General features: G+C 40.2%; 14 protein-coding genes. 12 read left to right on the forward strand and 2 right to left on the reverse strand.

Annotation, left to right across the window (positions count from 1 at the left end; all coding sequences use genetic code 11):
* The first annotated feature begins 119 nt into the window (after nt 1–119).
* The 9 genes from N482_RS04620 to N482_RS04685 all read left to right on the forward strand — a co-directional run bounded on the left by N482_RS04620 (nt 120) and on the right by N482_RS04685 (nt 11093).
* Nucleotides 120–431 (forward strand): hypothetical protein, encoded by a 312-nt coding sequence (locus N482_RS04620; protein WP_081227749.1) that lies wholly within the window; start codon nt 120–122, stop codon nt 429–431.
* 1005 nt (nt 432–1436) lie between these two features.
* Nucleotides 1437–2087, forward strand: coding sequence for an ABC transporter ATP-binding protein (locus tag N482_RS04635; protein WP_063375963.1), 651 nt, complete (start codon nt 1437–1439; stop codon nt 2085–2087).
* Nucleotides 2084–4621 (forward strand): ABC transporter permease, encoded by a 2538-nt coding sequence (locus tag N482_RS04640; protein WP_063375964.1) that lies wholly within the window; start codon nt 2084–2086, stop codon nt 4619–4621. Before N482_RS04635 ends, N482_RS04640 begins: the two co-directional genes overlap by 4 nt.
* 1151 nt (nt 4622–5772) lie before the next feature.
* Nucleotides 5773–6981 (forward strand): DUF5074 domain-containing protein, encoded by a 1209-nt coding sequence (locus N482_RS04660; RefSeq protein WP_063375968.1) that lies wholly within the window; start codon nt 5773–5775, stop codon nt 6979–6981.
* Nucleotides 6982–7125: 144 nt separating this feature from the next.
* A complete protein-coding gene (locus tag N482_RS04665) occupies nt 7126–7482 on the forward strand; it encodes a DUF5329 family protein (RefSeq protein WP_063375969.1) in 357 nt (118 codons plus the stop codon).
* Between the two features lie 533 nt (nt 7483–8015).
* On the forward strand, nt 8016–9647 hold the full coding sequence (locus N482_RS04670) for a methyl-accepting chemotaxis protein (protein WP_063375970.1): 1632 nt from the start codon (nt 8016–8018) through the stop codon (nt 9645–9647).
* Nucleotides 9648–9938: 291 nt separating this feature from the next.
* On the forward strand, nt 9939–10337 hold the full coding sequence (locus N482_RS04675; RefSeq protein ID WP_063375971.1) for a hypothetical protein: 399 nt from the start codon (nt 9939–9941) through the stop codon (nt 10335–10337).
* Entirely contained in the window at nt 10334–10594 is a 261-nt protein-coding gene (locus N482_RS04680) for a C39 family peptidase (RefSeq protein WP_063375972.1), read from the forward strand. Before N482_RS04675 ends, N482_RS04680 begins: the two co-directional genes overlap by 4 nt.
* 61 nt (nt 10595–10655) lie before the next feature.
* On the forward strand, nt 10656–11093 hold the full coding sequence (locus N482_RS04685) for an N-acetyltransferase (RefSeq protein ID WP_063375973.1): 438 nt from the start codon (nt 10656–10658) through the stop codon (nt 11091–11093).
* A gap of 23 nt (nt 11094–11116) precedes the next feature.
* On the opposite strand, the gene N482_RS04690 is transcribed toward N482_RS04685, so the two are convergent.
* Nucleotides 11117–11491: an NADAR family protein gene (locus N482_RS04690; protein WP_063375974.1), complete on the reverse strand. Its 375-nt coding sequence runs from the start codon at nt 11489–11491 to the stop codon at nt 11117–11119.
* A 443-nt stretch (nt 11492–11934) separates the two neighbouring features.
* On the opposite strand from N482_RS04690, the gene N482_RS04695 reads away from it, so the two are divergent.
* The 3 genes from N482_RS04695 (at nt 11935) to N482_RS04705 (ending at nt 13781) form a co-directional block, all read left to right on the forward strand.
* The gene (locus N482_RS04695) at nt 11935–12144 is read left to right on the forward strand and encodes a cold-shock protein (protein WP_063375975.1); all 210 of its coding nucleotides are present in this window, start codon (nt 11935–11937) and stop codon (nt 12142–12144) included.
* Between the two features lie 347 nt (nt 12145–12491).
* Complete coding sequence (locus tag N482_RS04700) at nt 12492–13289, forward strand: PhzF family phenazine biosynthesis protein (protein ID WP_063375976.1); 798 nt, start codon at nt 12492–12494, stop codon at nt 13287–13289.
* A gap of 24 nt (nt 13290–13313) precedes the next feature.
* Nucleotides 13314–13781, forward strand: a complete 468-nt coding sequence (locus tag N482_RS04705) for a hypothetical protein (protein ID WP_063375977.1) — start codon at nt 13314–13316, stop codon at nt 13779–13781.
* On the opposite strand, the gene N482_RS04710 is transcribed toward N482_RS04705, so the two are convergent.
* Nucleotides 13768–14876 (reverse strand): DUF1624 domain-containing protein (locus tag N482_RS04710; protein WP_155730478.1); only part of this gene is annotated, 1109 nt, incomplete at its 5' end. The two genes, N482_RS04705 and N482_RS04710, sit on opposite strands and share 14 nt — an antisense overlap.

Genomic DNA, 14876 nt, shown 5'->3' on the forward strand with positions numbered 1-14876 from the left:
ATGGCAGACCCACAAGCATGCTACTAGTTTAGTGGGGATCCCTCAGGAGCTGACTCAATCCACAAAGCCAGATTTAATACTTTATTCGCTTCTGTGAAGTCTCTTTTGCGTTGTCAGCAATGCACATTGACTTCTATCTGTCGCAATCTGGATTCAAAAAAACTGAAAAACATGATATTAAACGCATTGACCGTTTACTCAGCAACCACGCTCTGTTGCGTGTATCAACATCAGTTTATGTCAGCTTGCGCCGCTTTGTTGTCACTGATAAGCATCCCGTCATTCTGGTTGACTGGAGCCATGCGGATACACAGACCAAGCACTGTATTCTGCGTGCCAGCATTGTCAGTGAAGGCCGCGCTCTGACCCTTTATCAGAAAAGTACGTTCAGTTTTCAGTACCCTTGCCCAAAAGTACAAAACGCTACTTAAAAATGATCAAGTTGCTCTTACCAACTGATTTTCGGCCCGTGATTGTGACGGACGCCGGTTTTAAAGTCCCTTAGCTCAAAGCCGTAAGAAGCAATGGCTGGCATTATATCAGCCGAGTTCGTGGTACTGAGCATCTGAAAACGGAACATAGAGACGGCTTTATCTCATGCCAGTCACGATTCAAAAATAATCGACGTAATAGCCAGTACCTTGGCGCGACTGCACTTACCAAAAGTGCAAAATATCACACCCATGCAGTGTTAGTTAGCAAGGGGCATAAATTATTAAAGCGGGATAAGAAGCACGGTTATAAGGAGCCCTGGCTGCTTGTTTCTTCTCTTCCAAAAAGACACAACTTTCTCGAAAAAGTGCTCAATCTATATGGCATGAGAATGCAAATAGAGGCAGGGTTAGAGACCAAAAAAGTGTTAGGTTTGGTTTAGGTTCAAACCTACACAGAACAACCCAACTCAACCGATTAAACATACTGTTGCTGCTAGCAACGTTGGTCCACTGGTTCTCGATGATACTTGGTGCCGTGATAGATAAGGCAGGAAAAACAAGGGCGTTTCAAACCAACACAAGCAAAAGCAGACGAGTGGTTTCATGGGCATGTGTTGGATTGCGATACTTCAAAAAAACAGTCTTTTAAACTGCGACGGTGAGACTACTTGGATGGGCTAATCTATTTCAAGCAGGTAGTAAGGTAACTCAACTGGAAAAGTTTGAATTTAATCTATCAGATTGAAATTTAATGATTATTTTGGGGTTCCCTTAGGTGTTTTACTTTGCCCGCTATTCCAATATTGGCGCTTTTTTATCAGTACTCCATTTACTTATTTAAACAATCAAGCTTATTGAGGTTACTAGAATGGCAACTCATTGTACATGCCATCGCCATCGCCATTGTCACTTCAAGCTTCAAAACGCTCTTCACACTCTTTTCACGCATGTGCGCTCAAGCTGCACTTATCAAATTAGTATTAGGTTATTTAAGGAGTGAGCATGGGTATTAAGTTGGATGTCAGTCGTCTTGATCATACGATTCAATTGGTAAACGGTAACCAGCTACATTTGCTAAAAGCAATCTCGATGGCTGTAGAGCCGGGAGAGCAAATCGCTATAGTTGGTGCGTCAGGGTCTGGTAAATCAACCTTACTGTCTTTGCTGGCAGGGCTTGAAAATCAGCAAAATGGGCAAATTCGCTATCAACATGAAAATGAGCAGCTTGATGAGATCAATAGCGTATCTGGTTTTGTATTTCAGCACTTCCATTTATTGCCAGAGTTAAATGCACTACAAAATGTTGCTCTACCGCTTCTACTAAGAGGCGAAAAAAGTGCAGAGGAACAGGCGCTTGAAAAACTGCGTATTGTAAAAATGGAAGACCAAGCATTACAGCCCGTCACAAAGTTAAGTGGTGGTGAACAGCAGCGGGTCGCGATTGCCAGGGCACTATGTAGTGAGCCTCAAATTATTTTTGCTGATGAGCCCACTGGAAACTTAGATCAAACCACGGCAGAACAAGTTTTCGAACATATGCAAAACGGCGCAAAAGAATCTGGAACTACCATGATTGTGGTGACACATGACCTGAACTTAGCGGCAAAGCTAGACAAAATCTATCACTTAGAGAATGGAGAGCTAAGGTTATGATTGATGGTTATATACCAAGAGTTGAGCGCAAGACTCAATCTAGTTTTAGTAGTTTTAGTGCGAGTCTGCTGCTAACGAGAGTCTTTTTTCTTCAAGTTCGAAAAGGGAAACATTTAATACCTTTATTGAGCTTAGCACTGTTATTTTTGTATCTAAGCCTGACCAGTGTCCTAGGGCAAGGGGTAGACAAATACTTGAATCATAACTTGCAAACCATGCTTGGCGCGGATACTCAGCTCAGTATAAATCGAAACTGGCATAATAATGAGGTCGACTGGATAAAGGTTAACGCTGCTGGTCACAGTTATATAGAGAGTTATGACATCACCCTTAGCGGCAATGGTACATACAGCCATACTAAGTTAAAAGCAGTAGGGCAAACATATCCACTAAATGGCCAAATCACAATCTCAACCGATCAGCAACTTACGCCAACTTTAATGTCAGCGGGTCCTAAAAAAGGGGAAGTTTGGTTAGAGCCGCATTTAGCACGGGCATTGAAAATAGAGGTTGGTGATGAAGTCACTTTAGGTAGTACTCAGCTATTGGTGAGCGGACTGCTGTTGAACGAACCTGATAGAATAATTCAAGGCTATAGCAGCGATAGACGAGCGCTTGTTTCTTTGCAAAGTATGCAAGATCTAAGTTTACAACCATCAGAGAGGCAAGTGCTGATCAATCATGACAGTACATTTTCCCCTGCCACACTACAACAGCTGCAAACGAGTAGTGCGGATATGCGCGTTGTGAGTAAACTGCTGAATAATTACCCAATGGCACATGCTTGGCAGCGTGTGCAAAACTTTATGGGTCTTATCAGCTTTGTAATAGTGCTACTTACCTGTTTATGTTTGTGGTTAAGTCAACGAAGTCATGTTGAGCCAATTCAATCCGTGCTTGCTGTGATGCTGGCAAATGGGGTGACGCATAAGCAAATCCCTGTATTAGTGATAACACTCATTGCCGGTATTTTACTTATCAGTTTTGTACCTGCGATGGCCTTAGCTTTAGTTCTCGCTGTGATTCTTGAGCAGCTTGTTCAGCAAAATATGTTTGAAACCTTTGAGCTCATGTGGGACATGACGGGAGTAGGCCAAGCTCTGTTAATGAGTGTGGTGCTATATGCTTTATTAACAACTCCAAGCTGGGTGAAGTTGTTTAAAAGCACAGTAAGAGATTTGCTAGAAAAGCGTGAGAATGGGGCTGTTACTTTCATTGTTGGAGGGCTATGTCCATTGCTTTCACTATTGGTTGTAGTTTTCATCAACACTGATAACTGGGTTCTAACAGGCCTGCTGTTAGCTGGTCTTGGAGTTTGTTTAGTGTTGTTATTGGGGCTAACTTGGGGGTTATTGAAACTCGCAAATCGTTTCTTTGCGAATAAAGGTGGTATTGTCGCTTTCGTTTTATTGCTCATGAAGCAGAGGTTAAACGTGAAAATGGTCCAAATATTAGCTTTGGGCTTAAGCGCGACCTTACTTTTACTTTGTTTGCGTATTGGGCAAGATGTAAATAGTGCGTTGGAGCGCGCTTTGTTTGAGGATCAAGGGAATATTTTTGTAACGCAGGCAGATCTCTCTCAGAAACAAGCTATTGAAGAGTTTGCAGTTAAAAACGGCGGAGAAGCAAAGACGTTTAAGGCATTTCAAAGCGCGCGTGTGACGCATATTAATGATGTTTTACTCTCTGAAATAGATGCACCACCGAGTGATTCTCGTACGCGACTGGAGCGTAATATCAATCTAAATTGGCAGCAAGACCAGCCAGATAACATTAAGGTTGTAGAGGGTGGTTGGCAATATGAACAACAAAATATTCCGGCTATTTCTATGGAGCAAGAAGTGTTTGAAGAACTCAACCTATCACTGGGTGATGTGATTACAATGCAAATTGGAAGTCACAGCCAAGGATTTAAAATCGCCTCAGTGCATCACTATCGTTCAGGAAAGGATTCAATTACATTTTGGTTTGTAGTGCATCAAGCTGAAGTACCCGTGGAAAGTGAGCAAATCTATTATATGGGAAGTGTTGATTTACCCAAGCAAGGACTTGAGCGTTTAGGCGAAATTTGGCAGTCACATCCAAGTATTCGAATGCTGAGGGTTGAAGAATTGCTTTCTCGTGTACGTGGAACCATTGAGACCTTTATGTACCTTATGTTGGCATATGGCTTTTTTATTGGATTGATGAGTAACTTGCTCGTAGTTGCGTCGATTCAGACTCATTTACAAAGAGACAAATTGAAAAATGGATTACTAATGAGCTTTGGCTTAAGTGAAAAGCAAGGCCGAAATATGTTGATTGTTGAATGGGGCATTTTAACCTTTGTTCCCGTATTGTGTGCCCTTGCATCAGTATATTTGTTTATTGGGCAGATCTATCAAGAAGGCTTTGGTTTTACCTATAGACCGAACAACCTGATGTTACTTTTAGAAGCACTCACAATTGTACTGGTTATTGCCTTTGGCGGGATTTGCTTAAGCGTAAAACAGCTAAAGCAAAGTGTAATAAATCTGCTAGAGCAAAGAGGGTAGTCGACTCCTTGAACTTGTATTCAATCATTACAGCAATGTAGGTCTCTACATTGCTGTGTCAACTTTATACTCATTATTTTCAATAATCTAAGGCGTTACTAGGTTGAACGCGTGCTGCACATTTTAAGCAGAATCAATCTATTCGCATGCACCAAGCGATAAAGTTGCTACTAAAGAATTTCCTGAAAAGAACTAAATGGTAATATACTATTGTTTTTTTAACTTGTTTTTACTGAAAGCAACTAATTACATTATTGTTGTGCGTGAAAATAAAAATCAACAAGGAAAAACAATACAGTGGTTTATTATGAACGCTAAGAGCGTATTAAAAAATTATATGCTAAGGGAGTCACACTGTCTCTCCAAAATGACGAAACTACTTACCAATCACCTTTTAAAATATCTGATGCAATCACCAAGCTAGAGCGTGAGCAAGAGTGGGTCCTGGGTGATTATATGAAGTCAAAAAATGTATATTGGCAAGCGCGATTTTTGGGCTTTGAACCTGCTCTTTTGCATAACATTTGTATGCCAAGTGAAGGCAGTGGGCAATTTATATAATGTATTCAAGGTGCGAAGTTTACGTTGTTGAAATCTATATTAAGCAATCAAAAGCTCTCAAAAAAACTGCTATTTTTTTACCACCAGAGTCAGGCCTTTTCGACCTATAGTGGGCAATTTGATGTTATATTATATCAGCAGCCAAAAAACTTGGCATTGGCTGGATCTATTAAATTTGTTTCCACCAGAACAGACGATAGAAAAGTATTTTGCAGCAAGTCATTTATGTGATTAAAAAAGTCCAAACAGGGCTACCCTCTGAGAAGGTGGCCCGTATATTTATCTATGGAGGACGATGAATTAGCAACATTTGCATTTTGCTAAGTTGCCAATTTGCAAATTGGGAAGCAAAGTGACACGGTCTGAGCGCCTCGTTGTAGAGAGGGAATTAAGTCTCATAGAGTCAATAAGCAAAAAATTCGCAAAAAGTTTTGCATTTTGCAACAGTTCTTTGACTTTAGCCATTTTTATTATGGCTATATCAAGATTTAAATAGATTTTTATTCTTAATCTTCTGAATTTTATAAATTTAAATTTCTTGGCTTGTAATTTGCTTTGATTCATTGTCATTCATTTTACGGAGTATGCCAATGAAGCAAGCGTTCAATAAAACAAGTGTTTTTAGCATAATGGCTGTTATAGCGTTAAGCAGTTTTGCGGCTTCGGCCGATTCCTCAGCATGTCTAAGTGGACTATATGCCATTGATAGATACGCGAGCGGGCAAAGCAGCGCGCTTTACCACATCGACACGCAGAGCAAGGCTGTGAGAGAGGTGCCAGGCGCTGACATTACTGCGAGTAACTTGGCTGGCAGCGGTGACAAGCTTTATACAATCAAGCGCTATGACACAGACAGCAACGCGTCGAAAATTTACGTTTTCGACACCGCAACAATGCAGCAAAGTGAAGTGGCTGCAACAACAAGTTATCCGATTAAGCGCTCAGCAGTATCTCCTGATGGCACATACTTACTCGCTACCAGTCAAACTTACATGTACAAGTTTGATTTAACATCTGGCGAAAAGACCATCATGGGAAAAATGAATGCAAGTGACGCTGTTTATGACGATTTTGATCACGGAGATATTGCTTATTCTCACGACGGTAATGTGATTTATGTCCTCAATGCTAAAGCTTTATATGTGTTGAATGATGGCGATATGACGCTTAACAAAGTTGGCGAACACAACTTGCATTGGGCTTCAGGTCTCGCTGTTGACGACCAAGGCGTGATTTATGTATCTGCAAGAGAGAGTGGAGAAAATGCTAAGATTTATACACTAGACCCACAAACTGCTCAGGCAACATTTTATATGGATGGCCCGGAGCACATCGCTGATTTAAGTTATTCACAAGGGTGTGGGAACATTCTGCCCGTCATCGCCCATGCCTTACAACTTGAGGTCAATAAGGCTAAGCAATTCTGGGACAGCGATGGGCAAACTGGGAAGGTAGCAAACTTGGACGGGTTCAAAGACAACAGTGTAAATTTCAACGATCAGGGTTTTCCTGTAGAAGCGAAAGACAGACTGAATAAACACAACAAGTTTACTAAAAACCCAAATGCCAATCGTTGTGCGCGCATGTGGAATAACTTTTTAGACCATCAATACACCTTAAACAGAAACGGTAAAGGGAGAAAGAAAAACGATGGGAGTACTAAGTGGTATTTTTCGACCGTTGATGGTGATTATAAAGTAATTAGAGCCCGCAAAGGTGTTTGCGAGTACGGCTATGCCTCTGGAGAGGTTGGCAAAATACTATACGACTCAAAAACAGGCCTTGTAACTGTAGAATAACCTTTGACTTTATCGGTGTGATAGCGGCTTTTATTGATTAAAAGTCGCTTTTTTAGTTCTGATTGCAACCTTTTTGCAATTGAAGACGTCTTATTGGAGTGCCTAATATACCCCTTTCATCTTTTAGTAAATATAAGGAGCGCTATGAAATATTCAATACTGGTTATTACCACCACGCTGTTTATGTCTGTCAGTGCTGAAGCTGAGATACCATCTGAAATAGCATATTTACTTGATTATGTGGAACATTCTGGGTGTGAGTACGAAAGGAATGGTAACTTTCATTCGGCCAAAGATGCTCGTGCTCACATTATGAAGAAGTACAAGTATTATCAAGATGATATTGAGTCGACAGAAGATTTTATTCGTTATGCTGCAAATAAAAGTGCGCTTTCAGGCAAGCACTACAAAATTCATTGCTCAGGGCAAGAGGCTATGCGAAGCCGAGATTGGTTAATAATAGAGCTTAATCGCTTACGGCGTGAGAAAGCAGCCAATTAAGATCTACACAGGTGAGGGTGCCCAAAATAAGGTGTCGCTAAAAAATTAAATACGTTGTAACGGTGTTTTATATTTTTAGTTGTAACTATATTTGTTTCATGTGTTTTATTTTAACTCAGGTAAATATTAAAATAAGTACGTTGTTATTTAATATTAATGAACTTGATCTTTTTGTGATCAAAAATGCACTTCAAGTGTGTAACTTAATAACATTAAAAACCAATAATTAATAATTAAAATATTCCAACCGAAGTTTGTTTCTAATATAATACAGTTAACTTGTTCGCCATACTAAAACGAACAAGTTTTCTATTATATGAACCTTTCATCTAGCTGAGATAGCTTGTAACAATAAGCTGTCATTCATCCTTAGGCAGCTGATCACATGTGTTCAAGTGGTCGAGATTACCATTTTGTCGCTCACTTATTTTTTAAATACCATCTCCAAATTTCTAAAAATAGCATGTTTATCGTGTTATGCGTTTGGGTTTTTTGTATTAAGTTATTGTAATTTTAGGGGTTTATACATAAATATGGCATTAAAAGATTTGTCTATATCTAAGCAGATCGGCATAAGTTTTACGTCGGTATTTTTAGTTTTCTTCGGTGTGAGCCTGATGACTTATCAGGGCTTAAAAGGGATCAGTGACGATCTCGGGTTTATCGTTCAAACGAGCATACCTTCAGTTGAAATTGTCAAAGATATACAGGTTGACCTTACCACCATCAGAAAAGACGAATTTGGTGTGGCAACAAACCCTAATCATCCAGAATTAGATTCATGGTTAGTGACCTTGTATGAGTTGAAGTCTGGTGTAAACGATAAAGTTTCTTTGTATAGCTCGCTTGACGTGTCAGCCCAAGAAAAGCGTCAATTTGAAGCATTTGAAAGTGCCTGGCGCAAGTATGCATCTGCGACAGCTGCCTTTAATCAGTTAGTAAGAAACGATGAAGTTAGTAAGGCAAATCAAATAGTATTAGATAGTTACCCGCATTTCTCGGCTGCAATGGATGAACTAACCGAACTTGTAAAAATTAACAGCGAAAATGTAGGCAGTGCTGAAACATCAGCTATCAAAGCTGTACAAACGGTGAGCACGGTAATCGTGATTTGCACGGTTGTGTCTGCGATTATGATTGCACTGATTTGTTTTGTGTTAAGTGGTGCAATTAAAACACCACTCGGTAAAGCAATGCATTTGGCAAGAAGTATTGCTAATGGTGATTTGAGTGCCGGTATTGATATCTGCCAAGTTGGTGAAAATGAATTAGGTTCGTTACTAACTTCTCTGGAACGAATGCGCAAACAACTTAATGGCCTTGTTGTGCAGATAAATGACAGCGCTATCCAGCTGACTACGGCGGTAGAAGAAGTAAATATGATTTCGGCGCAAAATGCGTCTGGTATGCAAAATCAGCAAAACGAATTACAGTCTGTCGCATCTGCTATGACAGAGATGCAAGCCGCGGTGTCAGAGGTGGCGAAAAGTACAGAAATGGGCGCGGAGTCTGCGAATCAAGCCAACATGAAATCGAGAGAGGGCAGCGTAGCATTAAAAAGCAATATTACACAAATCTCTAGCGTGGCTGATACGGTATCACATGCTGGTGATTTGGCGGCCAATTTAGAAAGGAATTCTCAAAATATAAATGTCGTTGTTGATGTTATTCGTGAAATTGCTGAGCAAACTAACCTGTTGGCACTCAATGCGGCCATAGAAGCGGCAAGAGCCGGTGCGCAAGGTCGAGGTTTTGCTGTCGTTGCAGATGAAGTCCGCTCATTGGCACAGCGTACCCAAGATTCAACAACACAGATCGTTGAGATAGTGAGTGATTTACAGCAGAAATCTAAAGAAACAGGTGAAGCAACAAGGACTTGTCAAAAAGGGATTGATGTTTGCGTCAATCAGACTGAAACAGTCAGTGAGACGATTAATAAAATTGAACAAGAGATCGATAGCATAGCAGCCATGAGCACTCAAATAGCTGCCGCATGCAACGAACAATCTGTTGTATCAGAAGAGCTGAATCGCAATATTGAAAACATCAATTATGCAGCGGTAGAAATGACGGAAGGCGCAAACCAAACGTCACAGGCTTGCCACGAGATTAGTGAGTTAGCTCATGGCCTAAAAACCAGTGTTGAGCAATTCAAGTTGTCTTAAATCACCTAATTTGAATTATTTGATGATTAGTTGCACAAGTAGTGAAACTACAAATATATTTTTCACGCTGTAAATGTAATTAAAGGTGGACTTCGAATTGAGGCTCGCCTTTATTTAATCTACAAACGTTATATTGAAAAAGTCTAATACAAAAATAATGCATCTTCGTTGCATGGGGTTTAATGGCTACAATTGCATATTTTATTCTTTAAAATCGAGTCTGTGTGATTAATTTATAGCAAAAAGATTATTTATTAACCATTTACCCCTAAGAATTAACAAGGAAGAAACGTGAACGGGTGTTTTGCTTTTTTTATATTAATGCTGCCCTTACTTTCAGATGCTCAAAATACCCAAAAAATAATTCTAAATGTACCGCTTGTAGAACAGGAAGAGGAGCTTTGCAGACTCGCAACGATTGGAATGATCTTTAAATATTTGGGGGTCAAGCAATACAGTCAATATGACATTGCGGAGTCTATACTTCATCAGTATGAAGATGCGCCAGTTTTTGTTGAATCTGGTATTTTAAATAATTATCCTCGTAACTGGAACAGTTATCCTGATGTAAAAGTCACTTACCTAGAAGGCTTTTTATTAGAGCGTGTTGGCAAAGTCCTTAGCATAAGCGCTAGTAACCCCCGTTTAAATGAGCTTGACGCAAAGCGTGCGCAATTTTTCACCATGTGAAAGCGTACATTGCCAATGGTATTCCGGTTATCGTGTTTCAGTATTGGGAGTTACCTCGCTCTCAAAGTCATTACCGTGTGGTCGTAGGTTATGATGAGGCAAAACGTCTAGTGTATTTAAATGATGCAAAAGGCGCGAAGAGAGTAGTGCAAACGTATGAAGAATTTTTAAACTTGTGGAATGTTGAACACCCTAGGTTGCGATACTATTCAGTCGCATTTAACACTGAACGCAAAAAAATAGACATTAAACTTTAATGCGCTTTACTAAATAGTATGGTTCATTAAATATCGGTTGGTATCGGTGTTGGAGATGCACATGATAAGAAAAAGCGCTACAGTCGATCTGGAGTCAGTTTTACTCGTTTGGCTAGCAGCTTCTGAGCAATCTCATCACTTTGTGCCTGCTACATTTTGGCGTGAGCAGTTAGACTCGATGAAAGATGTATACTTACCCAGCTCACGAAACTATGTGTATGTGAAAGATCACAAAATTGTCGGGTTTTATTCCTTAGTTGATAATACGCTTGCTGCCATTTTTGTGCTGCCAGAAAGGCAAGGTCAGGGCATTGGTAAAAAATTGATAGCGGACGCTAAGGGCAGATGTAGTAGCCTTCAGTTGGCGGTGTATAAACGGAATGTTGCCAGCGTGGCATTTTACAAAAAGCAAGGTTTTGTTATCGCTGGCGAGGAGTTGGAGCAAGTAACTGGCCAGCAGCAATTAATTATGCGCTGGCAAAACACTGTAGACGCGTAGCATTTACTTTAAGCAAGGCGCGACTAATTTTCTAGTGCAAACTTTTCTCTCACAACCATTATCGCATATTCTAATAAGTTAAGCCCTTGCCAATTTTTAGGGTCCTCAATTAATGAGTTGTCTTCAGCGAGCCCAACTTCCCAAATTTTATCGACAGGACTTGCTGCAACTATCACGCGATTTGATGTACCGAGTAAATAAGCCTTTAACTCTGGGTTTTGCTCAAACTTAAGTTGGTTAGCTTTAACAACGATGTTGAAGCGCTCTGCATTCCGCTGTTGTTCGTCAAAGTTTTTTACTTGCCTGTTAAGCTTTTTGGCTTCATTTGGGTGGCGAGAGGCCAGTACCTTAGCTGTGATATCAAGATCATTAAAGAGAGTTGCTTTAGCATACATCATGTAATGCTCTGCTTTTCCCTGATATCAGTGACCTCATTACTTGTAGAGCTCATTGTTTCATTTGCGCAGTTTCGCATGTATCAACCAAGTCTTCCGTTTAAAGTCGACGACGAGAAAGAGCGCAATAAGTACGGTCCGTTTCGCGTTAAAAGGCGCAAAAGTTAAGGAAAAGCTTACTATCGACCCATTCTGAATTGTGTTTTTACGAAATGTTTAATTATTAATCAATGACTCAGGCTAGCTGATTGTGTAAATTTGCGAAAAACTATTAAAAAGTACTCGACAATCATTTTATTCAGTGTATTCTAGACAGCGTATGAAGATATTTGATTTATTTGTTGTTTGCTTTAGTTTCTGTTTTTTTTGATAAAACCTAATTTTAGTCACTCACTTTACTTCCAATACTGTACATTTTTTTAAATTTTAACTAAATAGGTTCAATTATGTCTCAAGTAACAGGCACTGTAAAATGGTTTAACGAGTCAAAAGGTTTTGGCTTTATCGCTCAAGAAAATGGTCAACCTGACGTATTCGTTCACTACAGAGCGATTCAATCTGAAGGCTTCCGCTCTTTGACTGAAGGTCAAAAAGTTAACTTCACAGTATCTCAGGGCGCTAAAGGTCCTCAGGCTGAAAACGTAACTATAGTATAAATAGTTATGTTTGGGTGTGATTGCTAAATCACACCCAATAAATATCAATTGTAGCTTCTTAGTTTTTTAAACTTCAAAACCAACCTTTCTTATTTTCTCAAACGCTTATATAAATCTTGTATCTAAAAACATACTGCTTGTCGATAAGTGTTTATGATTTTTTGTGGCAGATGGCACTAGTTAAGCTATTTATCAGAGACACGTTTCACCTCGAAAATACGACTTTTCCTGTTTTGTTGTAAATAACGACTTGAAAATTACTTGAGAGAAAGTTTATTTTTGAGCTATATTTCAGCAGCTTAATTCGGTACATTCTCAGTAACAGTCACCTCTACAGTGAGAATAAAATGAAGCTTGATATTTTTATCGTGGATGCATTTACCGATGCACAATTTAAAGGTAACTCAGCTGCTATTGTGCCGCTTGAACAATGGATTAGCGATGAGCTCATGCAAAAAATCGCGTCAGAAAATAACCTCTCAGAAACCGCATTCATCGTTAAAAACTCAAGCAACAGCTATCATATTCGCTGGTTCTCACCCCTGACAGAAATCGATTTTTGTGGCCATGCAACACTTGCTACGGCGTTTGTGTTGTTCAATCATTTAGATGTGAGTAACGAGGTTGAGTTTACGACCAATAAAGTAGGAAGCCTCATTGTTACGTCTCAAAATGATGGGAAAATCGTGATGAATTTTCCGATGCAAAAACCTGAGCCAATTTTGCATGTGCCAACAGACCTGCTAGCTGGTCTATCAATTGCACCAAAAAAGGTGCTAAAAAATCGCCAAGCTTATTTCGTTGTGTATAACACGCAACACGAAGTTGAACAGGTGGCATACCAGTCCGATTTGTTAAAACAACTGGCTCCTTTTGATGTGGTAGTGACTGCAAAAGGTGATGACGCAGATTTTGTATCACGGTACTTTTGGCCAGCTAACGGAGGTGATGAGGACCCTGTCACAGGATCTATCCACACTGGGCTTGCGCCATTTTGGGCGGAACAACTCAATAAGCGCTCGCTTAACGCTTACCAAGCGTCTGCCCGTGGCGGGAGTTTAATTTGTCATGTGGACTTTGACTCCGCCCGAGTTACTTTGGTTGGCGAAGGTGTGTTGTATCTAAAAGGGTGTATTTTCGTTTAATAGACAGGTTGCTTGAGAGAAGTCATGAATAAAGAAAGGATAGCAATATTAGGTTTACTATTTGTGGCGCTAATGGCGACTGTTACAGTGGTCGCCCATATGGCGTGTATTCCTTTGGGTGAAGCGTGTTATCGTGCGCAATTGGCCCCAGAATTTTTAATTGAAGCTGCAAAACAAGGCACATTGCTGGCTCCCGTCGCTACTGTATTTGTGTCGGGATTATTTGGTCTTTGCGCTGCATACGCATTAGCCGGAGCCGGTTACATGAAGCGCCTGCCATTAACTAAATTGGCATTAATTACTATCGCAACATTGTGTACATTACGCGGTTTGGCTGGTATGGGGTTGAGCTTTGTATTACCAGAGCTTGTCACTTTGTTTAGTGTGGTAGCTAGTGCCCTTTGGTTTATCTGTGGCGTGCTAACTTTCTTAGCACTGAAGTGGTTGCCTTCCATTCCACCACTTCAGTCAAACATTACTACAGATACTTAACGAGCCAGTTTTTGCTAGTGCGTTTGGTGTAGAGGTAATACTTGCATGGTAAATACAAAGCCGCGGTAAGTATTGCCCACATTAGGTATGCGAGCCATAGGTTAGGTTGGTAAAGAGCAGGCCATGTTTCTGGACTTTCAAGGAAGTTTATTGTGCGTCCATACTGAAGCCATGCGAACAGTTTTGAGCTAAGGTTAATAATTGGAATATGGATTAAATAATAGAATAAAGGTACGCCTCCAAACACAGTTAACCAATGTAACCAAGACGTTTTGGGATACAATTCGCTCACCTTTTCTATGGCGATGAGTAATAGTAGCCCTGGCCCTATCGTCATTAGCAAGTAAAGTAATGAAGGAGGGTACTTGGTATTATTTAGTAAGGACATTAACGACTGAATTACGCTAGCCTGCACTTCAAATTGGTTAGGGTCACCGTAGGTATTACTGACCTTTAGTAGTATAAAAAGCGCGACTGAAAGTAGTCCGCAGCTTGCAAGGGTTTTATATCTGAGTGCGCTGCCGACTTTAAAAATAGGCGCGATACAATAACCAAGTGCCATGACCGCAAACCAAGGGATTAGTGGATAAATAATAAAAACTTGTAATTTAGTTTCTTGACCCATCGCCATTGGCAAGTGTAATAAATGCCATAGCCAAGCAAGTTGAGGCTCCATTGCGCTTAGTACTTCTTTATCATTGAGTAAGTTATGAAATGCGATGACTGATAATGATACGGTGGTAAGCAATTTCAAAGGCAGGTAAATCAACCCCGCAAGCAGAATCATAGACCAGCCGATAACCCAAATGACCTGTAAAAATACAATGTCAAAAGCAAACTGCCAACTGAAGTTAATCACGGTCACCTCTAAAAGAATCAGCCATAAACCTCGACTCAATAAATAATTACGCAGTAATAATTTAGACTGAACCTTTTCACCATAGAGGTAAGCACTGATACCTGTTAGAAATACAAACAAGGGGGCACAAAAATGCGTTACCCAACGGGTAAAAAACCATGCTGGTGTAGTGTGGTCCAAGTCAGTTGGCTGGAAAGAGGCAATCGCCCAGTAGTGGGTAGTGTTCAAAAATCTGT

Source organism: Pseudoalteromonas luteoviolacea NCIMB 1942, from assembly GCF_001625595.1.
Lineage (GTDB): Bacteria > Pseudomonadota > Gammaproteobacteria > Enterobacterales > Alteromonadaceae > Pseudoalteromonas > Pseudoalteromonas luteoviolacea_A.